Source organism: Sphingobium sp. LB126 (assembly GCF_002795205.1).
Taxonomy (GTDB): Bacteria; Pseudomonadota; Alphaproteobacteria; order Sphingomonadales; family Sphingomonadaceae; genus Sphingobium; species Sphingobium chungbukense.
In genome coordinates this window covers 631,394-657,691 of record NZ_NETV01000002.1, presented here as the reverse complement: position 1 = coordinate 657,691, position 26,298 = coordinate 631,394, and the positions used below count along the sequence as shown (strand labels likewise).

19 protein-coding genes are annotated in these 26,298 nt (G+C 64.5%); 12 read left to right on the top strand and 7 right to left on the bottom strand.

The genetic code is table 11. The features are described 5' to 3' along the window. The first annotated feature begins 184 nt into the window (after positions 1-184). Positions 185-2,149 carry a sialate O-acetylesterase gene (locus CAF53_RS19135; protein ID WP_100239230.1) on the top strand — a complete coding sequence of 655 codons (1,965 nt, stop codon included), beginning with the start codon at positions 185-187 and terminating at the stop codon, positions 2,147-2,149. 15 nt (positions 2,150-2,164) lie between these two features. On the opposite strand, the gene CAF53_RS19130 is transcribed toward CAF53_RS19135, so the two are convergent. The 4 genes from CAF53_RS19130 to CAF53_RS19115 are packed head-to-tail and all read right to left on the bottom strand — an operon-like array spanning position 2,165 to position 9,672. Continuing rightward, entirely contained in the window at positions 2,165-4,063 is a 1,899-nt protein-coding gene (locus tag CAF53_RS19130) for an NPCBM/NEW2 domain-containing protein (RefSeq protein WP_100239229.1), read from the bottom strand. Further along, positions 4,060-6,405 (bottom strand): glycoside hydrolase family 95 protein, encoded by a 2,346-nt coding sequence (locus tag CAF53_RS19125; RefSeq protein ID WP_100239228.1) that lies wholly within the window; start codon positions 6,403-6,405, stop codon positions 4,060-4,062. Before CAF53_RS19125 ends, CAF53_RS19130 begins: the two co-directional genes overlap by 4 nt. After that, positions 6,402-7,976: a glycoside hydrolase 43 family protein gene (locus CAF53_RS19120; protein ID WP_100239227.1), complete on the bottom strand. Its 1,575-nt coding sequence runs from the start codon at positions 7,974-7,976 to the stop codon at positions 6,402-6,404. The genes CAF53_RS19125 and CAF53_RS19120 overlap by 4 nt, the downstream gene beginning before the upstream one ends. A 16-nt stretch (positions 7,977-7,992) precedes the next feature. Next, positions 7,993-9,672 carry a glycoside hydrolase family 43 protein gene (locus CAF53_RS19115; protein WP_100239226.1) on the bottom strand — a complete coding sequence of 560 codons (1,680 nt, stop codon included), beginning with the start codon at positions 9,670-9,672 and terminating at the stop codon, positions 7,993-7,995. Between the two features lie 241 nt (positions 9,673-9,913). Here CAF53_RS19115 and CAF53_RS19110 point away from each other — a divergent pair, with 241 nt between their 5' ends. From CAF53_RS19110 to CAF53_RS19070, 9 genes are all read left to right on the top strand, one after another. Next, positions 9,914-11,263, top strand: a complete 1,350-nt coding sequence (locus tag CAF53_RS19110; RefSeq protein WP_100239225.1) for a cation:proton antiporter — start codon at positions 9,914-9,916, stop codon at positions 11,261-11,263. 168 nt (positions 11,264-11,431) lie between these two features. Further along, positions 11,432-12,157, top strand: a complete 726-nt coding sequence (locus CAF53_RS19105; protein ID WP_052757429.1) for a GntR family transcriptional regulator — start codon at positions 11,432-11,434, stop codon at positions 12,155-12,157. A gap of 157 nt (positions 12,158-12,314) precedes the next feature. Beyond that, a complete protein-coding gene (locus CAF53_RS19100) occupies positions 12,315-13,682 on the top strand; it encodes an amidohydrolase family protein (RefSeq protein ID WP_100239563.1) in 1,368 nt (455 codons plus the stop codon). Further along, positions 13,679-14,995, top strand: coding sequence for an MFS transporter (locus tag CAF53_RS19095; protein ID WP_046764170.1), 1,317 nt, complete (start codon positions 13,679-13,681; stop codon positions 14,993-14,995). The genes CAF53_RS19100 and CAF53_RS19095 overlap by 4 nt, the downstream gene beginning before the upstream one ends. 85 nt (positions 14,996-15,080) lie before the next feature. Further along, entirely contained in the window at positions 15,081-15,479 is a 399-nt protein-coding gene (locus tag CAF53_RS19090) for a cytochrome c family protein (RefSeq protein WP_052757428.1), read from the top strand. Further along, the gene (locus tag CAF53_RS19085) at positions 15,476-16,711 is read left to right on the top strand and encodes an iron-containing alcohol dehydrogenase (protein WP_100239224.1); all 1,236 of its coding nucleotides are present in this window, start codon (positions 15,476-15,478) and stop codon (positions 16,709-16,711) included. Before CAF53_RS19090 ends, CAF53_RS19085 begins: the two co-directional genes overlap by 4 nt. A gap of 20 nt (positions 16,712-16,731) precedes the next feature. Next, on the top strand, positions 16,732-18,216 hold the full coding sequence (locus tag CAF53_RS19080) for an NAD-dependent succinate-semialdehyde dehydrogenase (RefSeq protein WP_100239223.1): 1,485 nt from the start codon (positions 16,732-16,734) through the stop codon (positions 18,214-18,216). A gap of 53 nt (positions 18,217-18,269) precedes the next feature. Further along, positions 18,270-20,339 (top strand): PQQ-binding-like beta-propeller repeat protein, encoded by a 2,070-nt coding sequence (locus tag CAF53_RS19075; protein ID WP_046764166.1) that lies wholly within the window; start codon positions 18,270-18,272, stop codon positions 20,337-20,339. Then, positions 20,339-20,815 (top strand): c-type cytochrome, encoded by a 477-nt coding sequence (locus CAF53_RS19070; protein ID WP_046764165.1) that lies wholly within the window; start codon positions 20,339-20,341, stop codon positions 20,813-20,815. Before CAF53_RS19075 ends, CAF53_RS19070 begins: the two co-directional genes overlap by 1 nt. A 25-nt stretch (positions 20,816-20,840) precedes the next feature. Here the strand turns inward: CAF53_RS19070 and CAF53_RS19065 are convergent, their stop codons facing one another. After that, the gene (locus CAF53_RS19065) at positions 20,841-21,623 is read right to left on the bottom strand and encodes an enoyl-CoA hydratase (protein WP_100239222.1); all 783 of its coding nucleotides are present in this window, start codon (positions 21,621-21,623) and stop codon (positions 20,841-20,843) included. After that, positions 21,620-22,807: a CoA transferase gene (locus CAF53_RS19060; protein ID WP_100239221.1), complete on the bottom strand. Its 1,188-nt coding sequence runs from the start codon at positions 22,805-22,807 to the stop codon at positions 21,620-21,622. Before CAF53_RS19060 ends, CAF53_RS19065 begins: the two co-directional genes overlap by 4 nt. A 144-nt stretch (positions 22,808-22,951) precedes the next feature. Between CAF53_RS19060 and CAF53_RS19055 the strand changes: the two genes are divergently transcribed. After that, the gene (locus tag CAF53_RS19055) at positions 22,952-24,877 is read left to right on the top strand and encodes a pyrroloquinoline quinone-dependent dehydrogenase (RefSeq protein ID WP_100239220.1); all 1,926 of its coding nucleotides are present in this window, start codon (positions 22,952-22,954) and stop codon (positions 24,875-24,877) included. Between the two features lie 9 nt (positions 24,878-24,886). Beyond that, the gene (locus CAF53_RS19050; protein WP_100239219.1) at positions 24,887-25,216 is read left to right on the top strand and encodes a hypothetical protein; all 330 of its coding nucleotides are present in this window, start codon (positions 24,887-24,889) and stop codon (positions 25,214-25,216) included. A gap of 67 nt (positions 25,217-25,283) precedes the next feature. Here CAF53_RS19050 and CAF53_RS19045 read toward each other — a convergent pair whose 3' ends face one another. Further along, the gene (locus tag CAF53_RS19045) at positions 25,284-26,294 is read right to left on the bottom strand and encodes an SMP-30/gluconolactonase/LRE family protein (protein ID WP_100239218.1); all 1,011 of its coding nucleotides are present in this window, start codon (positions 26,292-26,294) and stop codon (positions 25,284-25,286) included. Between the last annotated feature and the right edge of the window lie 4 nt (positions 26,295-26,298).

The following is a 26,298-nucleotide window of genomic DNA, read 5'->3' as shown; positions in this document are numbered from 1 at the left end:
ACGCGCCAGCCGGGCTCCATCGCGATTTCAGGATGGTCTCGATTGCGAGGCGGCGTGCAGATTCATTCTGCGCCGAAGATGGTAGCGATACCAAAAATCGGTTGTCGCATGCGCAAAAGTGATTATCCCTGCTTCCAACGGTCCGGGACAGGATTGCTCATCAACAGGGAGGAACGAACGGCCCATGTTTTCGCATCATCGGATAGCCTGCCAGCTTGGCCTGACAGCAAGCCTCCTGGCTTTGAGCGCGCCGCCCGCCTTGGCAGCGCCGCGTCTGGACCCGATGTTCGGGGATCATGCGGTGATCCAGCGCGATCATCCGGTGACGGTGACGGGACGAGCGGATTCGGGGGAAACGGTCACGGTGACATTGGCCGGTCAGGTTCGTCAGGTCCGCGCAGACAAGGAGGGGAGGTTCGAAGCGCGGTTCGAACCGCTCGCCACAGCGGGGCCGGTGCTGCTGGAGGCGCAGGCGCCATCGGGTAACATCGTCGCGCAGGATGTTGCGGTGGGCGACGTGTTCCTCTGCTCGGGCCAGTCCAATATGGAGCTGGAGGTACGGAATGCGCAGGATGCCGTGGGACAGATCAGAGCGTCTGCCGACGATCAGTTGCGCCTGATGCTGGTGCCGCGCGCGGTCGCGGACGATCCGTTGCGTGACTTCAAACAGGCCCCGTCCTGGCGGCGCGCGGGGCCGGACAGTGTACCGGATTTCTCCGCCGCCTGCTATTATATGGCGCGTGAATTGCGCAAGACGGCGGGCGTCCCGATCGGTGCCATCGCCAGCAGTTGGGGCGGGTCGCGGATCAGCCCGTGGATGGGCGCACGGGCGCAGGCCGCCGTCGGTCAAGCGGCACAATCGGCTCTGGTTTCGCTCCACGGACGCGATCCTTTCGCGGCGGAGCGCGCGGCCAGCGCCGATTGGGAAAAATGGTGGCGCAGGGAGACGGGCGACGCCGTCGGCAAGGAACCGTGGCAACCCGATAGCGGCATCGCCTGGCAGGATGTCCCCCGTATCGGCCCGTGGGAAGAATGGGGTTTGCCCGCACTGGCAGACTATAACGGGATGGTCTGGTTCCGTCGCGAAATCGACCTGACTGCCGCACAGGCGAAGCAGGCGGTTACGCTCTCGCTCGGGTTGCTGGACGATGTCGGGCGGGTGTGGATCAACGGCAAGCCCGTGGCGATGAGCGCGCGAAGCTGGCAACCGAGCATGTTCGACGTGCCGCCCGGCGTGCTGAAGCCGGGGCGCAACGTGCTGATCGTCAATGTGCAGGACAATTATGCCAATGGCGGACTGTCCGGCCCGGCCGATGTCATGAAATTGGCGTTGGGGCAAAGCGGGGAGCTGCCGCTGGGCGGCGGGTGGCGCTATGCGGTGGCGGCCAGGTCGCCTGCGGGTGCGCCGCGTGTGCCGTGGGGTGACACGACGGGTTCCGGCACGCTCTATAACGGCATGATCGCGCCATTGGGGGCGATCGGGTTGAAGGGGGTCGCCTGGTATCAGGGCGAGTCCGACGTCGACCTGCCCGGCTATGCGGATCGCATGAAGGCGATGATGACGGATTGGCGGCGCCAGTTCGGCTCGCCTGATCTTCCCTTCGTCGCGGTGCAACTTGCAGCTTACGGGCCCCCTGTGACGGCGCCGGGGGAAAGTGGCTGGGCGGCGATGCGCCATGTGCAATATCAGGCGATGGCGCGGGATGCGCATGGCGGTCTCGCCACGGCCATCGATCTGGGCGATCCGTTCGACATCCATCCGGGCGAGAAGCAGGAGGTGGGGCGCCGTCTGGCGAGGGCCATGCGCGCGGTTGCCTATGGCGATTCGGTGTCGCTCACCGGGCCGCAGGCGGCGCGCGCGGTCGCGATGAAGGATGGCGGTATCGCGATCGAGTTTACGGGCCTCACCGGCGGTCTGCACACGCGCGGTGCGGATCAGGCTATTGCCTTTGAATTGTGCGGCGACGCGGTGGGAAGCTGCCGTTTCGTTCCCGGCCGGGCGGAAGGAAATCGTGTGCTGCTGGCTGGCGACGGCCGTCCGGCGGTACGGGTACGCCATGCCTGGGCGGAGTCGCCGGTCATCAACCTTTATGACGAGGCGCCCCTGCCGGTCGGCTCCTTCGAACTGCCGGTCATACCGGCACACTGACGGAAGAGGCGAGGGTCAGCGGCGCAGCGCAGCCTCCCCCCAGGTCACGGGCACCGCATTGCCCGTGACGCCCTCTGCGCGGGCGACCAGTTCCAGGATCGCCACTCCCTTCACCGGGGCCGACATGGCATAGGCGGCCGAACCGCGCCGCAGGGGCGGCGTGCTCGCCAGCGGCCGACCGTCGCCGTAGAGGAAGAAGCGGACGGACTGACCGCCGTCCCCCGCGCTGTCGTCCACCCCGACCTGGGCAGTGAAGCGCGCAAAACCCGTGTTCCGCACCTCCAGCCGCGAATTGGCGAGAATGCCGATGCCCGCGGTGAAGGACCGGCCTGCGATCATGAGCGGCTGGTTATAGGGCGTCGCGTCCGCCATGGCGCCGCCCCAGCCCGCATAGATGGGCCGCTCCCCGATGCCGCGCGTGCTGCGCCAGCCGGGGATGGAGCGATAGGTGGTGGGATCGGCCTGAGGCTGGACGACGCCATCGATCGCCGGATTGACGCCGCCCGGCTGCTCCGACAGATAGAGGCCATCAGCCAGCGCATGGTCGCCCGAGGCACGGAAAACCAGTGTCTGACGCGGCTCGACGCGAAGCTTCACTTCCTTCGTGAAGCCGCTTGTGGCTCCGGTCCAAAGGTCCAGGAGCGCGATTGGGCGGTCCGGACGCAATTTGAGATGATCGGCCGTCAGCACGGCATCCACCGATGCGATTCCCCGGTTGAACAGAGCAACCGCCTTGTCCCCATTGGCCAATGTCTTGACGAGTATCTGGAGGCTGTCACTGTCGAAGGCGATGACCGCCTGATTGCCCGCGGGGTCCTGATTGATCGCGATAAGACCGGTATTGCCGAAGATATCGAGCAGCGGTTGCGGCGTCTTGCGCATGTCGGCGCCGATCAGCAGGGGTGCGTTCATCATCGCCCAGAGCGTGAAATGCGATCGCGCTTCGGTGAGATGCCGTTCGTCAAAGTCTCCGGCACCGATGAACAACATGTCGGGGTCGTTCCACGAGCCGGGATGGGCATAGAGTGCCCGTCGCACGGCGCTGTCATAATTGGTGAGCATCCGGCTCCAGTCGGGCGAGATGTCGTCGCTGGTGCGTGAGATGTTGCCGACATCCTTGCCCCAGGCGCGGACATCGGCGCTGCCCCAGATGCAGAGCGAAAGCAGATAGTCGCCGTCCGGATTGTGACGGGCAAGCGACCGGTTGATGTCCGCGAACAGCGCCTTGACGGCCGGAATATCGGACCGGGTGGTGGATGCCTGGTCGATCAATGGCGACAAGGCGCGATATTGCCCATTACGGACCCGCTCGGCATCGGCAGCGAAAGCGCGGATGCCGCAGCCGTCGACCTTGATCGCGTCGAAGCCCCAATCGGCGAAAAAGAGACGGATATCCTGATCGCTGTGGCCGTAAAGCCCGACCTCCCGTTCCGCCATCGTGCCTTCGGGCAGTTGAGCCTCCCCGTTCGAATAGGCCTGCGAGCATATGTTGCGGCCGAGGTCGGAATAGATGCCCGCCTTGAAGCCCATGGCATGGAGCCGGTCTGTCAGGGGGCGGAAGGAGGGATCGCCACGCGCCGTCAGCGAGGAGGGGAATTTTTCCGACCGGATCATCAGCCTGCCGTCGCTGGTCCGGCGCCTGAGCCACCAGCCGTCATCGATATTGATGTAGCGATATCCCTTTCGGGCGAGGCCGCTGTCGAGGATGCGCTGCGCCGAACCCATCAGCTTTTCTTCGTCGATCTCGGTGAAGAAGGCGTTCCAGCTGTTCCAGCCCATGGGTGGCAATTCGGCACGTCCGCCCTGATAGGCGCTCCACCGGCCGGTGGGCGCGAGCGGATCGACGGTCTGCGCGGACAAGGTGGTGCCGGCGCAGAGCATGGCAAGGGTAAGGAAAAGGCGGCGCGGCGTCATGCAAGATCCTTCGCGGTCACGGTGAGCGGGGTTCCGGCCCTGAGTTGGAAGGTGCGGTGGCGTTCGCCGAGGTGGATGGTCCTTTCCCCATCCAGTTCCGGGCGCAACGTTGCGCGGTCCAGTCGGCCGCCCAGCCAGTGCAGGTCGACGCCGCAGCGTCCTCGTGCGCGCAGGCCGAGGATATGCCCGTCGGGCCAGGCCCTCGGCAGGGCGGGCAGCAGGTCGATACGGTCGCCACGGCTGGTCATCAACATTTCGACGATCCCCGCCGCGCCGCCGAAATTGCCGTCGATCTGGAAGGGCGGATGGGCGTCGAACATATTGGGATAGGTGCGTTCCGGTCCCAGCAGGAAGCGCAATATGGCATGGGCATGATCCCCCTCCCGCAGCCGCGCCCAGAGGTTGATGCGCCAGGCGGTGGCCCAGCCCGTCGCCCGGTCGCCGCGGATTTCCAGCGTCCTGCGCGCAGCCGCTGCCAGTTCGGGCGTGTCGTCCGGCGTGATCTGATGGGAAGGGTGGAGGCCGTAGAGGTGCGAAACGTGCCGGTGGTTCTGTTCCGGTGCATCGGCATCCCAATCCCGCTGCCATTCCTGAAGCTGCCCCTGCCGGCCGATCCTGTAAGGGGCCAGCCGTTCGCGCGCGGCACGCATTTCGCCGATCAGCGCTGCGTCAATGCCAAGGATCGTGGCGGCTTCGATCGTCTGGCCGAACAGGTCGCGCAATATGGCCATGTCCATCGTCGGGCCGGCGCAGATGGTGCCGCCATGGCCGTGCGGATTTTCAGGGCTCATGGACGGGTTGGTAACGAGACATCCGGTTGCCGGGTCGCGTTGCAGCGTGTCGAGGAAAAATTGCGCCGCGCCCGCCATCAGCGGATAGATGCTGGCGAGATAAGCGCGGTCCCGGCCATAATCATAATGGTCCCATAAATGGGTACACAACCATGCGCCGCCCGTGGGCCACAGGCCGAACTGCGCGCCGTCGATCGGTGCGGTCGCGCGCCAGAGGTCGCTATTGTGATGTGCGACCCAGCCGCGCGCGCCATACATGGTCCGGGCAGTCCTGGCACCTGTGACGGCCAGTTCCCGCACCATTTCGATCAGCGGCGTCACGCATTCGGCAAGTCCTGTCGGTTCAGCGGGCCAATAATTCATCTCGCTGTTGATGTTGATGGTATATTTTGAACCCCAGGGCGGGTTCAGACTGTCATTCCACAATCCCTGGAGATTGGCGGGTTGACCGCCCGGTCGCGACGATGAAATCAGCAGGTAACGGGCATATTGGAAATAGAGCGCGGCGAGCGCCGGATCGTCGTTCGTCTGTGATGCGGCAATGCGCTCGTCCGTGGGACGGGCGGCGGCGGCCGATGTGCCGAGGTTGATGGCGACGCGGCGAAACAGCCTTTGATGCGTTGCCGCGGTGTCGGCGGCGATGCGCGCGAAGTCATGGCCGTGCGCCCTGGAGATGGTGGCGGCTGTGGCGGCGATGGGATCGCCGCCAATGTCATCGAACCGCCGGTAGCTGGTGGCCATGGCGATCAGCAGCGTCACCGCGCTCGCTCCCCGCAGGCCCAGCCTTCCATCCGGCAAGTGGCTGGCTCGTCCGCCTTCCCACCGTGCGGAGAGGCGTGCGGCAAAATGGAGACCGCCCTCGATGCCGCTCGATGCGCCGTTGCGCCCGGTCATCAGCAGGCCGGAAGGCCCGTCCGCCACCACATTCACATCCCGCTGCGGAGAATGAAGGCCGATATCGACATCGAGCCTGCCGGACCCGGACGCACTCAGATGCACGGCGATAAGCTGATGGTCGGGGGACGCCACGACCTGCCGCATATGCCGGACCTTGCCCGCCGCGAACCGGACGGTGGCCATGGCCTTGTCGAGGTCGAGGTCGCGCCGGTAACCGCTGATGGCGCCGATGCCGGGAAAGTCGAGCATCAGGTCGCCCAGCGTCTGATAGGGCATCTGCGCAAGCGGCCGGGCCATCAGCGTTTCGTTGGCCAAGGCTTCGGCCTCCGCGATTTTTCCCTCGAAGATGAGCGGGCGGACCTTGGGCAGCATCGCCGCAGCCTGCGGGTTGACGGGATCATAGGGCTGGCCGGCCCAGAGGCTGCTCTCGTTGAGTTGCAATCGCTCCTGCGCCGGTCCGCCGAACAGCATCGCGCCCAGGCGACCGTTGCCGATGGGCAGTGCCTCGGTCCATTGCCCGGCGGGTTGGCGATACCAGAGGGTGAGGGGGCACGCGGACGCCGTGCTCCTGGCGTTGCCGCGCCCCGGCGGGGCGGCGAGCGCGAGTGTGCCGGTGGCAAGGGCCGCGGCGGCTTCGCGACGGCTGACGCTCAAGATCCTTCTCCTGTGGGGAGGGCGGAGAGGGTGAAGCTGTCTACATCCAGATAGCCGCCTCCCGGCTCCGGATTATAGCAAGATAAGGCGAGTTGCTGCCCCTGGAAGGTGCCGGTGCGCCAGTCGAAGGCGAGCGGGAAGGCCCCGCCCAATTCGGTCCAGCGGCGGTTATCGAGACTGTACGCAACCCGTCCTTCCCGGGCTCCGAAATCCATGTCGGTGCGCAGCCAGAGCGCGCGTCCCTCGATCGGCCGGGCTGGTACGCGAAGCTGCGTGCGGGGGCCGTCGCTGGTGGATTCGGTCAATTGCATCTGCAAGCCCCGGGTGCCCTTCGGGCCGCCGACGACCGAAAGCTGCGCACTATATTTGCCGAAGCTTCCGAAGCCGCAGACATCACCCGGTCTGATGCCGCTGGTGTCGAGCTTCACCACAGCTCGGGCGCGTGGCCCCTGCGCCTTCTGCGTCAGCGTGTTGCGCGCGGTCCAGATGACGTCGGCCTGCGTCGCGTGCAGGCGCAGGAAACCGGGATGCTGCGTCAGCGACCAACGGCTGTCGTCGGGATTATGGTTCCATTGCCATTGCAGGCCGAGCCTCGGGCCGGAAAAGTCGTCGGACGAATCCGGTTCGGCGAAGGGGAGCCCCTGGATCGGCTTGGGCGATCGGTCGGGTACCCGGTCCGGTGCGTCCGGCGTGCCCCAGACCGGCCATTCGTCCTTCCAGAAAATCGGGCTGATGTTGGTCATCCGGCCGATCGCGCCCGCATCGACCATGACGAAGCCGTACCAGCTCCCGTCGGGCAGATCGACGATCGCGCCCTGGTGTCCGCCGGTCTTGTCGTCGATCGAGGGGCGGGTTTCCCACGGCCCCCAGAGACTGCGGGAGCGGGACACGGTCATCGCCAGCTTGGACGGGATCGCATTGAAGAGATAATACCAGCCATTGTGCCGGATGATCTTCGATCCTTCAGCGCCCTTGTTGTAATAGGCCTGCCGCGTGGCGGCGATGGCGCTCAGATCCTTGTTGAGGGTGAGCAGGGTCAGCGTCCCGTCGGTGCCGACCGAGGTGCCCATATAGGCCGTCCCGTCATCGTCGAAGAACAGCGCGGGGTCGAAGGCCTCGATGTCCAGTTCCTTGTAGGTCCAGGGTCCTTCGATCCGCGCCGCACGGTAGATGCGCGTCTTGTGCCCCACCGGCGTCACCGCGATGGTGAAGAGGCCGTCATGGTGGCGCAGGCTCGCCGCGTAGAAGCCGTGGCGATAGGCGCCGCCCTCCTTGAGATCATAGCGGGGATCGCCGTCCAGCTGTTTGATCACATGGCTGGCGATCCGCCAGTTCACCAGGTCCTTCGAATGCAGGATGGTGATGCCGGGTGCATTGGCGAAGGTGGTCGTGGCGAAGTAGAAATCCTCGCCCACGCGGATGATATCCGGGTCGGGATAGTCGGCGAACAGGACCGGATTGCGATAGGTGCCGTCGCCCTGATCCGATCGCCAGACCTGGGCGGGCAGGGCGGAAGTGACTGCCAGGGCCGCGATGGCAAGGCCGGTGCGGAGCACTAAAGAGCCGGACATGTATGGTCTCTCCGGATCAGGAGGCGGGCGTGTAATGATAAGGGCCGATGACGGTGCCGACGAACCCGCCCGCCTTTTCCGTGCTGAGCAGGGTTGCGTCGAGGTCGGTCTTGAGCGTCCGGGCCTTCCCGTCGACGGCATAGTCGAAAGCCATAGTGCCGCCCGTGATGCGGATGGTCAGGGTCACAGGTCCGCTCGTGGCGACAGGGGCGGATGCGATGAGGCTGTCGGTGTCGGACTGATCGCGCGTGTAAAGGGCGACGACCGGCCTCCCTTCGATCCGGGTGAGCCCGAAGAAAAGGTTGTTGCGATCACTTTGCACGGCGGCAAGGCCGGCACGGTCGCCATTGCCGGCGGGCGTGTAGCGCAGGGTGGTGGAGATGGTGGCATTGGCATGTTGCTGCCGACGTCCGATGAAGGCCGGGACGCCGTTGAGGTCGCCGATGGGCGCGCCGCTTTCCAGTTCCAGCGCGCCGCCGCTCAGGCGATAAAAGGGGTGGTGCGGCGTACGGATGCCGATCCACTGCATGGAGAGGGTCTTGCCGTCAAATTCGTCGATATAGGAAAAGTCGCCGCTGGTGGGCAGCGCCGGCAGCGGCCCGGTGGGCAGGCGTGGCGCCTCGGCGACATGCGGGATCGCCTCCCCTTTGGGCAGGATGACTGGCCAGCCATCCTTCCACTTGACCGGCAGCAGGAAGGTTTCCCGTCCGATATTGTAGAAATCCCCGGCATAGGGGCGCACTGCCAGGAAGCTCGCCCACCAGTCGCCATTGCGGGTCTGAACGAGTTTCGCATGTCCCGCCGAGCCGATCGGATCGGGCCGGGCGGGGTCCAGATCGCGTTGGGTAAGGATCGGATTGCCCTCGAACGGCTGATAGGGGCCGCGCAATTCCTTCGCGCGGAACACGACCTGTGAATGATTGACGCTTGTCCCGCCTTCGGCCGCGGTCAGATAATAATAGCCGTCCTTGCGGAAGATATGCGGCCCCTCGATCCAGACCGGCTTTTTCCCGATGTCGACGCCGCCATTGACGATCTGCGTGCTCGGCCCGACCATCTTGCCGGCACGCCAGTCATATTCCTGAATCCAGATGGCGCGGTGTCCGTCATAACGGGGTGTTTCCTCTGGCGCGCGGTTGTTTACGATATAGGCCTTGTCGCCTTCCCAATAAAGGGAGGGGTCGATACCTTCGAAGGGCAGCCAGATCGGATTGGACCATGGTCCTGCGGGGTCCTTCGCGGTGATGACGAAATTACCCCGGCATTCGACGCATGTATTGACGATGTAGAAGACGCCGTCATGCCAGCTGATATCAGGCGCGAATACCGCTTGCGATATCCTTCGGCCGGTGAAGTCGAGTTGTTCGGGGCGGTTGATGGCGTTGGCGATCTGGGTCCAATGGACCAAGTCTTTCGATTTGAAGACCGGCAGGCCGGGGAAGTGAGCGAAAGAGGAATTGACCAGATAATAGTCGTCACCCACGCGGGTCAGCGAGGGGTCGGGATAATAGCCCGACAAGATCGGATTGCGATATTGACCCGCCTGCACCGGAGCCTGTTCTGCGGCCTTCCCCTGATAAGTGAACTGTTCGAATCGCGCAGGCGCCGCATGGGCCTGTACCGCGCCGCACAGGGGCAGCAGAATCAGGGCGATCGGCCGCAAACGCGATGCCCGATGCGTCGCCGTGCCGGTCATTCTCAATCCCCTCATTCTGTTGTGCGCCATGGCATTTGGTTGGCGCAACGATCGTATATGATCCCTCATGGCCGTCAATAACTCCCACAAATAAATTTCCCCTGGGACAGCGTGTGGAACAGGAACGCCAAAGTCGAAATGCCCCGCCCATGTCCGGGCCAATATGCGATTGGATGGACGATAGGCTTCTCTATCCCATCCAAATGTGGTAGCGCTCCCATGATAAATATGGGAGGGCTGGATGGCTGGAGACATTATTTCTTCGCTGACGAACATATTGGCGCCCCATGGGCCGCCGGTCGGCGCGAAACTGTCCAGCTATTCTCCGGGCGATTTCAGCGTCCATTTCTTCCTGCAACTCGCGCTCATTCTCGTGGCGTGCAGGGGGGTGGGTTGGCTGTGCCGGAAATTCCTCGCGCAACCACAGGTGGTGGGGGAGATGATCGCCGGCGTGATCCTGGGGCCGTCCCTCTTCGGGCTGATCGCCCCCGGTCTCCAGGGGGCGATCTTTCCGAAGGAAACCGGCAATCTGCTCTATGCCGGCGCGCAATTCGGCGTGGCGCTCTACATGTTCCTGGTAGGGCTGACATTGAGGCTCGACCATTTCCAGTCGAAGGTCCGGAACGCGGCCATGGTGTCGGGGGCAGGGCTGCTTGCGCCCTTCCTCATCGCGATACTGATCACACCCTGGCTGGTGAAGGTACCGGGCCTCTTCGCGGACGGCTTGGGCCAGGGCAGCGCGACGCTTTTCATGGGCGCCTGCATCGCCCTGACCGCTTTTCCGATGCTGGCGCGGATCATCAACGAACGGGGGCTTGCCGACAGTCCGCTGGGCACGCTGTCGCTGACGGCCGGCGCGTTCGACGATGCGGCCTCCTGGTGCGTGCTGGCGGTGGTTCTCGCCCTGTTCGGGGGTGGCAGCGGGGTCGCCGTGGTGGCGATCGTCGGGGCTTTTCTCTACGCCGCCTTCCTGATCCTGTTCGGGCGGCGCCTGCTCGCTCCGCTGGGACGCGCGGTCGAGGCGCGGGGCGAGATGAGCACGACGATCCTGGCCATCACCCTGGCGCTCTTCTGCCTGTCGGCCTTCGTCATGGACGCGATCGGCATTCACGGCATATTCGGTGGCTTCATCCTGGGTGTGTTCATGCCGCGAGGCCTGTTCGTCGAAGAGTTGAAGAAGAAGGTAGAGCCGATCGCGGTGGTCATATTGCTGCCCATGTTCTTCACTTATTCGGGCCTGAACACGCGCCTCGACATGGTCAACTCCATGCCGTTCCTGCTTATCGCGCTGGGCATATTGGTCGCCTCCATCCTCGCCAAGTTCGGGGCCTGCTATGCGGCCGCCCGTATGTCCGGCGAAGACAATCGCACGGCGCTGGGCATCGGCGCATTGATGAACTCGCGCGGCCTGATGGAATTGATCATCATCAATATCGGAATACAGAAGGGGATCATCGAACCGGCCTTGTTTTCGATGCTGGTCCTGATGGCCATCGTCACCACCATGATGGCGGGGCCACTGTTCGAAATAGTCTATGGCCGGCAGGCGAGGGCGGAAGGAGAATTGGGGCGCCTCAGCACCGCGACCTGATCTTGCCGGACAGGCCGCTGAACCATGTTCCGCGGCATTCCCGCATGCATACCCTCCAGGCGACGGTCGGCGCCTCGGAAACGGTCATGCTCGCCAATGCAACAGCGTCGTCGCAATGGGGACGAAAATATCCTATATGTTTTGCATTCTCCATTATAAGCCGAGACGATGTCCGATCTGCAAAACATGTCCCAGCCCCTGGGCGCCAACGCTCTCCCGGCTCGTTCCACTTCAGGCCCTACGCTGGTGGAGCGCGCCTATGACCATCTTCTCTCCTTGTTGATGACCGTGAAGATCGCGCCGGGAGAGCGCATTCCGATCGACACTGTCGCCCGGCAGCTGGGCATTTCGCAGACGCCGATTCGCGAAGCGCTCAGCCAGCTCGAAGCGGAGAAGCTCGTCTACAAGACGACCAATGTCGGCTACCGCGCCAGTCCGCAGATGACGCCGGAGGAGGTGCACGACCTCTATACGCTGCGCTTGCTGATCGAGCCCTATGCCGCCGCGTGCGCGGCCGAGCATATGGATGATGAGGCGCTGTCCATCCTCCAGGCGATTCAGGCCGACATGGACGCGGTCGTCGAGCGCGACGAGCAGGCCTATGCCCGTTTCGCGGAGGCGGATGCTCAACTCCATCGGCTGATCGCGAAGGGTAGCGGAAACCGCCTGATCGAGGAGACGATTGAGCGGCTGCACGCGCATCTCCAGATTTTCCGCTCGCTCTATCAGAACAGTGCGCAGCCCAATGCGCCCGAGGTGGCGGCGCGGGAACACCAGCGCATCATCGCCGCTTTGCTGGCGCATGATCCCGCCGCGGCCGAACAATCGGTGCGCGATCATCTGACATGTTCGCAACAGCGGATGGACAGGGCGAACGGCACGTCTCGCGGCTGAACGCGCGGCCTGGCGCGGGCGCGCGAGTCAAGTGTCTGCGGAGTTTCGGGAAGGCGGGAAAGTCACTTGACGTACCCGCGTCGACCACTTACCACCATTTTACCAGATCATATAGGATATGAAATAGATCTGGGAGAGGATGGATATGCGGTCTGCCATGAAAGCCGGATTCTCAATCGTCAGTTTGACCGTCGCCATGCTTGCCGGACTTCCGGCGGCGGTCGCGGAAACGACGGTGCTGCGTGATTTCACGCTGATCGATGGGACGGGGAAGGCGCCGGCGACAAACCAGGCGCTCGTCATGACGGATGGGCGGATTAGCTGGGTCGGGCCATCCGCGAAGCTCAAGGTGCCGGCGGGCGCGAAGGTCGAAAGGCTGAAGGGCAAATATCTGATGCCCGGCCTGATCGATAGCCATGTCCATCTGGGGCTGGTCGACGGCATAACCCAGAATCTCCAATATCAGACGCCCGAGAATATCGAGAAGCAGCTCGGCATCTATGCCGCCTATGGCGTCACCGCCGTCCAGACGCTGGGCACCGAGAAGGACCTGATCTTCCCGATCCAGCAGATGCGCAAGGGCCGTACGGCGATGTCGCGGGTCTATACCGTGGGGCAGGGCGTGGTGTTCAAGGGCAGCTACGGCGGTGTCCCCGGCCTCGACCAGTCGGTTGCGACACCCGGCGAAGCGCGGGCGATGGTCGACAAGGAAGCCTCCCATGGCGCCGACCTTATCAAGCTGTGGGTCGACGACGAGTTCGGCATGCTGGAAGAGCGCATGCCGCCGCAGATCAGCAGCGCGGTGATCGATGAGGCGCACAGGAAGGGCAAGAAGACCGTCGCCCATATCTTCTATTATGACAATGCAGCCGAACTGGCGCGGGAAGGGGTGGATGCCTTTGCCCATTCGGTGCGCGACCGTGCCGTGGACGACGCGCTGCTCAGCCAGATGAAGGCGAAGGGCGTGTGGCAGATGGCCGCCACCTTGAGCCGCGAAGCGTCCTTCACCTACAAGACGCTGCCTTTCCTGGACGATCCGTTTTTCGCGCGCGGGGTGACTCCCGTGGTGTTGAAGGAACTGGCCAGTATGGAGCGGGCGGCGAAGCTGGCGGCGGCGCCGAACTTCCCCAAATATGCGCCGACCCTGCAACATGCGATGGACAATTTCGCGCGCGAGGTGAAGGCTGGCATCCGCTACGGCATGGGTACGGACAGTGGTCCCACGGCCCGTTTTCCCGGCTATTTCGCGCATTGGGAGCTGGAACTGATGGTCAAGGCGGGCCTGACGCCGATGCAGGCGCTCACCGCCGCCACCAGCGCCAATGCGGAGTTCATGGGCGCCAACGATATCGGCACGGTCGCGCCGGGCAAATGGGCCGACCTGCTGGTGCTGGGTCGTGATCCGACTGCGGATATCCGCAATAGCCGTGCCATCGATGCCGTCTATATAGCGGGCAACAAGGTGTCGACGATCTGGCAGACCTGTATCGGCCGCGCGGATGATGCCTGTGGAGGCCGTCCGTGACCGGCGAGGCAAGCCTCATGGAACGGCGCGACACGGCCGCCGGGGTGGCGCGTCCCACGCGTGCTCGCCATGCCGTCCTTTGGCTGACGGTGCTGGCCTATCTCATCACCTATATGGACCGTGTCGTGATCGCCACGGCGGCGCCGGTGATCGAGAAGGAATATGGCTTCTCGCCGGTGACGATGGGCTGGATTTTCGCGTCCTTCTCGATCGCCTATGCGCTGTTCCAGATTCCGGGCGGCTGGCTGGGCGACAGGTTCGGGCCGCGTCGCGCCTTGACCGGCGTGGTCTTGTGGTGGTCGACCTTCACGGCCGCCACGGCGCTGACCTGGTCGGCCGGATCGATGATGGTCTGCCGCTTCCTCTTCGGCATGGGAGAGGCGGGTGCGTTTCCGATCGCGACGCGGTCGCTGTCGCGCTGGATGCTGCCGTCGGAACGCGGCTGGGCGCAGGGCGTCACCCATGCGGGTGCGCGGCTGGGTGGGGCGGTGACGCCGGTTTTCGTCGCACTGCTGATCGTCCAGTTCGGCTGGCGCATGCCGTTTCTGGCGTTCGCGCTGATCGGCATCGCCTGGGCGGCTTTGTGGTTCTGCTACTATCGCGACACGCCGCGCGAGCATCCCTCGGTAAACGGGGCGGAGCTCGCCATGATCGAGGGCGCGCTTGGTCAAGGGCGGGCGCGGGTCAATGTGCCGTGGCGCCACCTGCTCGCCAATTCGCAACTCTGGGTGCTGTCGGCCATGTATTTCTGCTACGCCTATTGCATCAACATCTTCCTGACCTGGTTTCCCAAATATCTGCACGATGCGCGCGGGTTCGACATCGCCGTGATGGGCCTGTTCGCCAGCCTGCCGCTGATGGCGGGCGTGGTCGGCGACCTGATGGGTGGATGGGTGTCCGACCTGCTGGTGAAGCGCGGCGCCGGGTTGAAGATGGCGCGCAGGGGCGTGGCGGTGGTCGGTTTCCTGATGGCGGCGGCGATGATCCCGCTGGCGGCGGCGATCGACCAGCCGGTGCCGAGCATATTGTGCTTCTGCATAGCCTTGTTCGGACTGGAATTGACCGTCGGCGTGTCCTGGGCCGTGACGCTCGATATCGGCGGCGAATATGCGGGATCGGTGTCGGCGGTCATGAACACGCTCGGTAATATGGGCGCAGCGGTGGCCGCCGCGGTGACCGGTTATATCGTCAGCATGAGCGGATGGTTCGCGGCCTTTGCGGTGTTGTCCGTCCTGTGCCTGATCGCGGCGGCATTGTTCCTGCGGATCGATGCTTCGCGAAAGCTTCGCGACGGGAAGGGAATGCAGGCGTGATGTCGCGCGGCAGTTTCCAAGGACGAACATACTCATGATTTTTGCGGAACATTGCGGCTCCAGGGCTCGATAGGAGATTGTTTAGGTGAAGACTTGGATATTCACTATGGGCGTCGGTGCCGCCATTGCCGGCACGGCGATCGCCGCCCCAGCGCCGAAGGGGAATCCGGCGCACGGGCAGCAGCTTTTTGCGCGTTGTGCGGTTTGTCACAAGGTCGGTCCGAACCCGACAGGTTCGATTGGTCCCGCGCTCAACGGCGTTGTCGGCCGCATGGCAGGAGGGGAGGCGGGGTATCGCTATTCTCCGGCGATCAAGGCATCCGGTATCAAATGGGACGAAGCCAGCATCGACAAATTGTTGCAGGGCCCCTCGAAGCTGGTGCCCGGCACGAAGATGGTCTTCCCCGGCATGGCTGCGCCTCAGGATCGCGCTGACATCATAGCCTATCTGAAACAATATGGCGCGGATGGTAGCAGGAAGTGAGCGACGCCCCTCCCGCTTTCGGCGCTCTTCGCCTCCCTCGTTCCGTCCTGTTCGGGCGCGGACAGCGCCACGCGCTGGGCGCTGCTGCCAGCCCATTGGGCAAGCGCGCCCTGCTTTGCACCGACGAGCGGCAGGCGGCGCAGCCCGAATTCCACGCCATGGTGGCCGATCTGCACGCCCACGGCATGGATGTCCATGTCTTCGACCGGACGATCCCGGACCTGCCGCTTGGATCGATCGAGGCCTGCGTCGAGGAAGTACGCGGCTTCGCGCCCGATCTTTTGGTCGGCATAGGCGGCGGCAGTTCCATGGACATGGCGAAGGTGGTTGCGGTCCTGATGACCCACGGTGGGGATATCCGGTCCTATTATGGCGAATTCGCGGTGCCCGGGCCGGTCATGCCGCTGATCGCCATGCCGACGACCGCCGGTACAGGATCGGAAGTGACGCCCGTCGCCGTGGTGTCCGACGAGGAACGCGGCGCCAAGGTCGGTATCGCCAGCCCTCATCTCATTCCCCTGATCGCAATTTGCGACCCGGAACTGACCATCACCTGTCCGCCCGCCCTGACCGCCTGTTCGGGCGCCGACGCACTGACGCACGCGGTGGAGGCCTATACCACCCTGGCGCGCGCCGCCGACCCCATGCTGACGCAGGATCATGTGTTCGTCGGCAAGAATCTGCTGTCCGACCATTTTGCCCGGCTTGCCGTCGCCAATATCTTCCTGTTCCTGGAACGGGCCTATCGTGACGGCGGTGATGTCGAGGCGCGCGAAGGGCTGATGCTGGCCGCGCTGGCGGCGGGCTGCGCCTTTGGTACCGCAGGCACCGCGGCAGCGCACGCCTTGCAATATCCTGTCGGCAACCTGACACATACTGCCCATGGCGATGGGGTGGCGACGCTGCTGCCCTATGTCATGCAGTTCAATCAGCCTTTCTGCATTCCGGCCTTTGCCGAACTGGCGCGGGCCGTCAAATTGTCCGACGCGCCGGAAGCAGAGATGTCGCAGGCCTTCATCGACGCGGTCGCCGGCCTGCTCGGTCGCGTTGGCATTCCCCGCTCGCTTGCTGCGCTGGGCCTGAAGGCCGACCAACAGGATTTCGTCGCGGAAAATGCGCTGAATGCCGCCCGTCTGGTCAAAAACAACCCTCGTCCCCTCGATCTCCCGGCGATGCAGAGCATCACGCACGCCGCCTTCGCGGGCGAGCGGGCTGCGCTCAAATCCGTCTGACTTTTCGAACAAGGCTCACCATGACAACCGAAAGCTTCACCTGCACGACGACGGACGGCCATGCCGGTCCTTTCGCCATTCCGACCGACCTGCTGATCGGTGAGGCATGGGTGCCCGCCACCAGCGGAAAGCGCATCGATATTCTCAACCCGGCGACCGAAACGGTGCTGACTTCAGTGGCGGACGCAAGCTCCGCCGAGGGCAGGGCCGCCGTGGACGCCGCGGCTGCAGCGTCAGCGGCATGGGCGGCGACCGCGCCACGCAAGCGCGCCGACATCCTGCTCGCCTGCTTTCATGCCATGATGGCGGAGCAGGAATGGCTGGCGCAGCTCATCGCGCTGGAAAACGGCAAGGCGCTGTCCGACGCCCGGGGCGAGGTGGCCTATGCCGCCGAATTCTTCCGCTGGTATGCGGAGGAGGCGGTGCGCATCAATGGTGAGCTGGCCGTCTCCCCATCGGGCGCCAATCGGATCATGGTGCAATATCAGCCGATCGGCATCGCCTTGCTGATCACCCCCTGGAACTTCCCGGCCGCCATGGCGACGCGCAAGATCGCCCCGGCGCTGGCGGCAGGCTGCACCTGCATTCTGAAGCCCGCCGAGGAAACCCCGCTGACGGCGCTGGCCGTCGCGGAGATCATGCGCCGGGCCGGGGTGCCGGCGGGCGTCGTCAACGTCGTCAACACCAGCGATCCGGGGCCGCTCTGCAACGACATCCTGCATGACCCGCGCGTGCGCAAATTGTCCTTCACCGGCTCCACCCAGGTCGGGCGCATCCTACTGCGCCAGGCAGCGGATCAGGTCATCAGCTCGTCCATGGAACTGGGCGGCAACGCGCCCTTCCTAGTGCTGGACGATGCGAACATCGACGAAGCGATCGAAGGCGCGATGATTGCCAAGATGCGCAATGCCGGGGAAGCCTGTACGGCGGCCAACCGCTTCTATGTCCAGCGCGGCATCCATGATGCGTTCGTCGCGAAGCTGGTGGAACGCATGGGCGCAATGAAGATGGGCCCCGGGATCGAGGGCGCGACCCAGTGCGGTGCGATGATCAACAAGCAGGCGATCGAGAAGATCGAGCATCTGGTGGCGGATGCGGTTCGACGGGGAGCCCAGGTGAAGCTGGGCGGAAAGGCACCGGCTGGCGTGGGTTTCTTCTATCCGCCGTCCGTCATCGCGAATGTCCAGCCCGGTTCGGAGATACTGACGACCGAAGTGTTCGGCCCGGTCGCCGCGGTGATCCCGTTCGATGACCCGGGGGAGGCGGTGGCGCTCGCCAATGCGACCGAATATGGCCTTGCCGCCTATGTCTACACCGACGATCTCAAACGCGGCCTGCAAATGGCCGAGCGTATCGAGGCGGGTATGGTAGCGATCAATCGTGGTCTCGTGTCCGACGCGGCCGCCCCCTTCGGCGGGGTCAAGCAAAGCGGTCTTGGTCGGGAAGGCGGACATCATGGCCTGCTCGAATATTGCGAGGCCAAATATATCGCGGTGAGCTGGTAAGCCGCGGCCATTCGACAGCGCGGAAAAGATAGAGGGAAGGGGCCGAAAGCGCGATGTTCAAGATCACCCGACGCAGGCTGTTGGGCGGGACCGTCGCGGTCGCCGCGACCATCGGGACAGCCCCGGTTCGGCGCGCGATGGCGCAGGAACTGCCCGGTGGGCCGGATACCGAATGGCGCCATTATGCGGCCGACCAGGCCAATACGCGCTATTCGCCGCTCGATCAGATCAATGCCGAGAATTTCGGCGACCTCCAGGTCGCGTGGAGCTTCAAGACCGATATATTGGGCGCGCGCAAGGAATATCAGTTCGAACCGACGCCGCTGCTGATCAAGGGACGGCTCTTCCTGACTGCCGGGTCGCGCCGCGATTGCGTGGCGATCGACGCTGCGACTGGCGAACTGCTCTGGATGTACCGCAAGGACGAGGGGCAACGCGCACTCAACTCCCCGCGCCAGCTTTCGGGCCATGGCTGCTCCTACTGGACCGACGGTAAGCAGGAGCGCATCCTGTTCGTGACCATCGGCTATCAGCTGGTTTCGCTCGATGCGGCGACCGGGCTTCCCGATCCCGCTTTCGGCGTGGACGGGGTGGTCGATCTCAAGAAGGATTTCGATCAGGAGATCGATCCCGAAACCGCCGATGTCGGCCTGCATGCGACGCCCCTCATCGCCCGTGATGTCGTCGTGGTCGGCGCGGCGCATACGGCGGGTGACGTGCCGGCGGTGCGCAAGAATGTGAAGGGCTATGTGCGCGGTTTCGATGTCCGCACGGGGAAGCGCAAGTGGATCTTCCATACCATCCCGAAAAAGGGCGAATATGGCTATGATAGCTGGCTGAACGGCGATGCCGACGAAGCGGGCAATGGCGGCGTCTGGGCGGAAATGTCGGCCGACGAGGAACTGGGACTGGTCTATGTGCCGGTGGAACTGCCGACCGGGGATGAGATGGGCATGTTCCGTCGCGGCAACGCCCTGTTCGGGGAGTCGCTCGTTGCCCTCGACCTGGAGACGGGCGTACGGCGCTGGCATTATCAACTCGTCCACCATGGCCTGTGGGACCGCGACATCCCTTGCGCGCCGATCCTGTGCGATATTCCGGTGAACGGGAAGACGGTGAAGGCGCTGGCCCAGCCGACCAAGCAAAGCTTCCTTTATGTGCTCGACCGCACCAATGGACAGCCGATCTGGCCTATCGTCGAGCGCCCCGTGGAGGCGGGCGACGTGCCGGGCGAATGGTATGCCAGGACCCAGCCCTTCCCGACCAAGCCGCCCGCCTATGACGTACAGGGCGTCGGCATCGACGACCTCATCGACTTCACGCCGGAACTGCGCAAGCAGGCGGTGGAGCTGGTGAAACAGTATAAGATCGGACCGCTCTATACGCCGCCTGTGGTCAGCAAGCCGGGGCGTTGGGGCACCATCTCCGTCCCGGGGATCCAGGGTGGGACCAACTGGCCCGGCGGCTGCTACGATCCTGAAAGCCATACCGTCTTCGTCTATTCGAAGACCCAGCCTTCCGTTATCGGGATCATCCCGAACGAAGACACCAGCGTCTCCGAATTTCCGCAGGTGCACGGTATTGCAGGCTCCGAAGTGCGCCCGCAGGTGGCGATGGGCGCGACCGCACCCACGCCTTTCATGCGGCCCCCCGCGGCGAAGCCGGGTTCGGGCCCACCCCCGGGATTTCTGTTCGTGCAGGGCCTGCCGCTGCTGAAGCCCCCCTATGGCCGCATCACCGCGATCGACCTCAGCAAGGGCGATCTCAAATGGCAGGTCGCACATGGCGAGACGCCGGACAATGTCCGCAACCATCCCGCGTTGAAGGGACTGAAGATTCCGCGCACCGGCCGGGCGGGCAATCTGGGACCGCTCTGCACCAAGAGCTTGGTGATCTGTGGCGAGGCGGGTTTCTACACCAATGAATATGGCATCAGGGGCGCGATGCTGCGTGCCTATGACAAGGCGACCGGCGAGGAGAAAGGGGCGGTCTACATGCCCGCGCCGCAGAGCGGATCGCCGATGACCTATATGCTGAACAACCGCCAATATATCGTCGTCGCCATCGGCGGCGGCAATTACAGCGCCGAACTGGTGGCGTTCCGACTTCCGGGAGTGGCTTGATGGGCAAGGTGAAGCGGGGATATGGGCTGGCGGGTGCGATGCTGCTTCTGGGCGGCGCGGTCATGACGCGTGCGCAGGCGCCCGAGCGCCATGTCTGGACCGGCGTCTATAGCCAGGAGCAGGCGGAACGCGGCAAGATCGCCTATGCGGAAAATTGCGCGGCCTGCCATGGCGACACGCTCGCCGGGATCGATGTCGCGCCGGCGCTGGTCGGGCCGACCTTCCTCAACAATTGGAACAACACGTCCGCGGGCGACCTGTTCGCGCGCATCCAGACGACCATGCCGCTCAATGCGCCGGGAAGTTTGGGCGGGCGAAAGGTCGCGGACATCGAAGCCTATATGTTCGAAGCCAACGGCTTTCCGGCCGGCGATCTGGCACTGCCGCCGAACGCGGCGCTGATGCCCAATGTCAGGATCGTGGCGCAAAAACCCGAACCATCCGTGGCGGGTCCAGCATGCAAATGTGGTGAATGAAGCAGGGCGGCGAGACCGCCCCGACTCAGGCGCCGGTCCAGTCCGGCACCTTCTTCGTCCGTACCAGGAAATCGGCCACGCCCTGCCGGAAATCGGCGCTGCCATAAACCTCTGCGATCAGATCCTCCACATCGGGCAGCGTGCCGAAGGTCATGCGGCGGATCATTTCCTTGGTCGCGCGGGTGGTGAGCGGCGCGTTTTCGGCGGCCCGCTGCGCCAGCGCGCCGGCCTCCGCATCGAGCGTCTCACGTTCCACGATCCGCAACAGGAAGCCGCTGGCAAGCAATTCCTCCGCCGTCAGCATCTCGCCCAGCAATATCATCCGTTTCGCCCGCTGTAGGCCGACGGCGGCGCCGATCCTGGTCAGGCTGGCGGCAGACAGGCAATTGCCGATCGTCCGTCCGATCGGCGATCCGAAGCGCGCATCGCGCGTCGCGATGCGGAAATCGCAGGCGGAAGAGATGTTGATGCCGCCGCCCACGGCCCATCCCTCCACCACCGCGATGGTGGTGCAGGGGATGGCGTCGATGGCGCCCATGCATTCATCGATGTCGCGCTCATAATCGACGCCCTGTTGCCCGGTCTCATAGTCCGCGAACTTGGAAATATCAGTGCCGGATATGAACGCCTTGCCGCCGACGCCGCGGAATATGGCGACGCGAATGGCGGGGTCGGACGCAATGTCCCGCGCGGCATCGCGCAGGCCGTGCCACATCGCGCCGGTCAGCGCATTATGCGCGGCGGGGTTGTCGAAGCGGACATGGGCCTGGTTTCCCCGCTTCTCGTAGATCAGACGCGCCTCGGTCATTTCGCGGCTTCCTTTTGCGGGGCGAGCAGACCCCTCTCCACCAGTTCCTGCCGGATCAGGTCGCTATGCTCGTTGAGCAGAGGAGGGGGCAGGCGAACTTCCTGCGGCGTGCCGCGCATCTTCACCGGGAAACCGAGCGCCTTGAATTCGCCCTCCACCGGATGTGGCACCTGCATCACCATGTCGCGGGCGACCGCCTGCTCGCTGGTCACCGCCTCGCCATAATCGAGGATCGGTGCGGCGGGAACGCCTGCCGAGAGCAGGGCGTCGATCCATTGCTGCCGGGTGCGGGTGAGGAAGGTCGGCGCCAGATCTTCGATCAGCGCGACCCGGTTGACGACGCGCGCGGCGTTGGTCGAATAGCGCGGATCGTCCTGAAGCTCCGGCCGGCCGATGACATTGAGGAAGGTGAGCCACAGCCCCTGATTGGCGGCGCCGATGACGAACCAGCCGTCCGAAGCCTGCATCGCCTGATAGGGGGCGGACATGCGGTTGGCCGAACCGATCGGGGCGGGGGGCTTGCCCGTGCCCCAGAGTTCCGTCGTCTCCCAGATCGAAAGGCCGAGCGCGGCTTCGAGCAGCGAGGCGTCGATATACTGGCCCTGCCCGCTTTTCTCCCGGCCGATGATGGCCGAAAGGATGGCATAGGCCGAGAAAAGACCCGCCCCCAGATCCGCAACCGCGATGCTGTTCTTGGCCGGCTCCATGCCGGGAAAGCCGTTGGAGCTCAAAATGCCCGACATCGCCTGCGCGATCAGGTCGAAGCCGGGGCGTTGCGCCCACGGGCCGGTCTGGCCGAAGCCGGAGATGCTGGCATAGACGAGGCGTGGATTGATCTTCGCCAGCCTGTCATAGTCGATGCCGAGCCGCGCCGCGACGCCGGGGCGGGCGTTTTCCACCAGCACGTCGGCGCTTTTCACCAGCGCGTAGAGCACGTCGCGATCGGCCTCGTCCTTGAGGTTCAGGGCAATGCTCCGCTTGTTGCGATTGAGTGCCAGGAAACCGGGACTATCTTCCCCCTTGAGGCGAAAACCCATCGAATGGCGGGTCGAATCGCCGGTTTGCGGCGGCTCGATCTTGATGACGTCGGCGCCCATGTCGCCCAGCAGCATGCAGCAGAACGGGCCAGCCATGACCTGCGAAATGTCGAGTACCCTTATGCCGGCCAACGGCAGCGTCGCCATATTCCTTCTCCCTCATGCGCCTCAGGCGGCGCCAATTTCGCTCTCAGATCATATTGTATATGATTTAACCCTCTGCTAGCATCCTCGTCACAAAAGAACAACCGGGCTTGTCGATGAAAGGTCGGACCCGCCTTCAGGAGAGGCATGTCGTTGAAAATTCCATCCCCGTTCCGCCGGTCCATGGCACTGGCATCCATGATCTCCATCGCCGCAGGCACGCTTGGCGGCGGAGCCACGGCCGCGCCGTCCACCGAGGCCGACTGGGCCGCCTATGGCCGCGATCCCGGCGGTGCGCGTCACTCGCCACTCAGGCAGATCACGACGGCGAATGTGGGCACATTACAGCAGGCATGGGTATATCATATGCGACCGCCCGGGGTGACTGTCGATACAGGACCGATGCCCGACGGCATGCGCGCCAAATTTGCTACGGGATTTTCCGCGTCGGAGGCGACGCCGCTGGTGATCGGCGGCATCATGTATCTTGCCACTCCCTATAATCGTGTCGTCGCGCTCGATGCGGCAACGGGTAAGGAGCGCTGGGTCTATACGCTGGCGAACAGGGACCAGCCCTCCACGCGCGGCGTCGCCTATTGGCCGGGCAGCAAGGGGAAAGGGGCGCGCATCTTCTTCGGCACCCGATCGGGCAAGCTGATCGCGCTGGATGCCGCCACCGGCCAGCCTGCCGCCGATTTCGGCGAGGCCGGGATCGTCAACATGAAGACGCCCGAGGTGATGAACGGCCTGAAGGCCGCGCCGCTCGGCATGAGCAGTCCGCCCGCCATCTACAAGGATCTGGTCATCACCGGGTCGCGGGTTCAGGAAATGCCGGTCAAGGGCGCTGCGGGCGATGTGCGCGCCTGGGACGCGCGTACAGGCAAGCTGGTCTGGACCTTCCACACCATCCCCCAGACGGGAGAGAAGGGCGCAGAGACATGGGAAGGGGACAGCGCGAAAGCGCGGTCGGGCACCAATGTCTGGACCTTCGTCCAGGTCGATGAAAAACGCGGTATCGCCTATCTGCCCGTCGGCGCACCGACCTTCGACCGCTGGGGTGCCGACCGCAGGGGCACCAACCTCTATTCCAATTCGGTGGTCGCGGTGGAAGCCGCGACCGGCAAATATCTCTGGCATTTCCAGACGGTCCATCACGACATTTGGGACCTCGACCTGCCGACGCTGACGCTGATCGACATCAGGCGCGGCGGCCGGGTGGTCCCGGCATTGGTGGCGATGAACAAGACCGCGATCATGTTCATCCTCGACCGCGTGACGGGCAAGCCGCTGTTCGATGTGCACGAAATGCCGGTTCCGACCGAGACCGATGTTCCGGGCGAGCAGCCCTGGCCGACCCAGCCGATGCCGGTCGCGCCGCCGCCGCTGACTCGCCTGTCCTACAACGCCGAGGACATTCTGGATGTCACGCCGGAACTGAAGGCCCGGTGCGAGGCGCTGGTGAAGAGACTGAACATCACCCCCAGCAAGCCGTTCCAGCCGCTGCGCGCGGACAGCGCGATCAACTTCTTTCCCGGCAGCCTGGGTGGCGTCGACTGGGGCGGGGGAGCGTTCGACCCCAGCCTGGGACTCTACATCATCAACCTCAACGAACTCGCCAGCCCCCAGCAATTGGAACAGCAGCCGGACGGAAGCTGGGGCATGAAGGGCGGCTATGCTTATTTCGCGGACATGGAGAGCGGATTTCCCTGCCACAAGCCGCCATGGGGCGAACTGGTGGCGGTGGATGTGGTGAAGGGCACGGTGGCGTGGCGCCGTCCGCTGGGCGATACCGGCCACCCGGCGCTCAAGCATGCGGGCATCACCAGCGCAGGCGGGCCGTTCACGACATCCGGCGGCCTGACCTTCATCGGCGCGACCAAGGATCAGCGCCTGCGCGCGTTCGAAACGAAGACCGGCAGACTGCTCTGGACCACCGAACTGCCCGGTTCGAGCTACGGGACGCCCATGACCTATGCTGCGGGTAAACGGCAGATGGTCGCCGTCGTGGCGACAGGGGGCTTCGCCTTTTCACCCGCCACCAGCGACGAGGTTGTGGCCTATGCGCTTCCTTGAGGACATGACATGCACAAAATCGGACTGACGATCATGGCGTTCGCCCTGCCCCTGATCGGGGCCGGCGCGCTGGCCCAGCAGGCACCTGCGCCAGTCGCTACGGCCACGCCGCCGCCTGGCCCTGGTCTGGACCTCATCAACGAACGCTGCGGTTTCTGCCACACGATCGGGCAAGTCTTCCAGAAGCGGCGGAGCGACGCGGAGTGGGCGACGACCGTGCAGGGCATGGCGGATCGCGGGGCCGAGGTGTCACCCGAAGAGATCAAGACGATCACCGCCTATCTGACGAAATATTATGCCACGGCACCCGGCGCAGGGCCGAGTGCAGGCGGCCGTTGAAAGGGCACATGGCACATCAAAGGGCTGAGGTCGCGCTCAACCCTTCGATACCGGGTTTCCCGCGCCTTCACTTCCCATCGGCGTAGAGCGGCAGCATGCCCTTCACCTTGCTGCGCAGGCGGTAGATGCTGGTGCTGCCGGTGATGTAGACGCTGTGGCCGTCATCCGCGAAGGCGAGGTTGGCGGCCGTTTCCGGCAGCTTGATCTGCCCCAGTATCTTGCCCTTCGGCGTGACGATGCGGATGCCCCCAGGCCCCGTCATCCAGATATTGCCGGCCGTATCGACCTTCAGCCCGTCCGGGCCGCCACGACCGCTGGTAAAACGGATCAGTTCGCGCGGCGCGGACAAGGCGCCGTCCGGACCCACATGATAGGCGCGGACGACCATCTCCGGCCCGTAATTGCCGACATAGAGGGTCTTGAAATCGGGCGAGAAGCCGATGCCGTTGGGCAGGCTCATATCCGTGATGACGGGCGTCAGCTTGCCGTCCGCATAGCGGAACACGCCGTTGAACGGCAGTTCCTTGGCCGGGTCCTTGTCCAGGCCGTTGAACAGGCCGAAGGGCGGGTCTGTGAACCACAATGCGCCGCTTTTATCATAGACTAGGTCGTTGGGGCTGTTCAGCCTCTTGCCGTCATATTCCGACAGAAAGGGGTGCAGGCGTCCGTCCCTGCTCACCTTCACGATACGGCGGGCACCCATTTGGGTCATCAGCACCGTGCCATCGGGGGCGGGGGCCATGCCGTTGGAGCCGATGCTGGCCCCGGCGGGCGGATTGGGAAGGCCGCCCGAATTGGCGATCAGTTCCTCGACCTTTCCGTCCGGGGCCACGGCCCGCATCTTGTCCCCGGTCACATCGGAAAACCAGAGGCGCCCCTCATGCCATAACGGCCCCTCGGTGAAACCGAAGCCGGTCGCCACGCGCTCGATCGACGTGCCCGGCGCGATGATGGTGTCGAGTGCGGGGTCGAGCCGTTCGATCGAAGCGGCTGGAACAGGGCTTTGCGCCAGCAGCGGGGCGCAACTCAGATGACAGAGCGCTGCCGCAAGCAGGGTGGCGCGAAGACGGGACGACATGGGC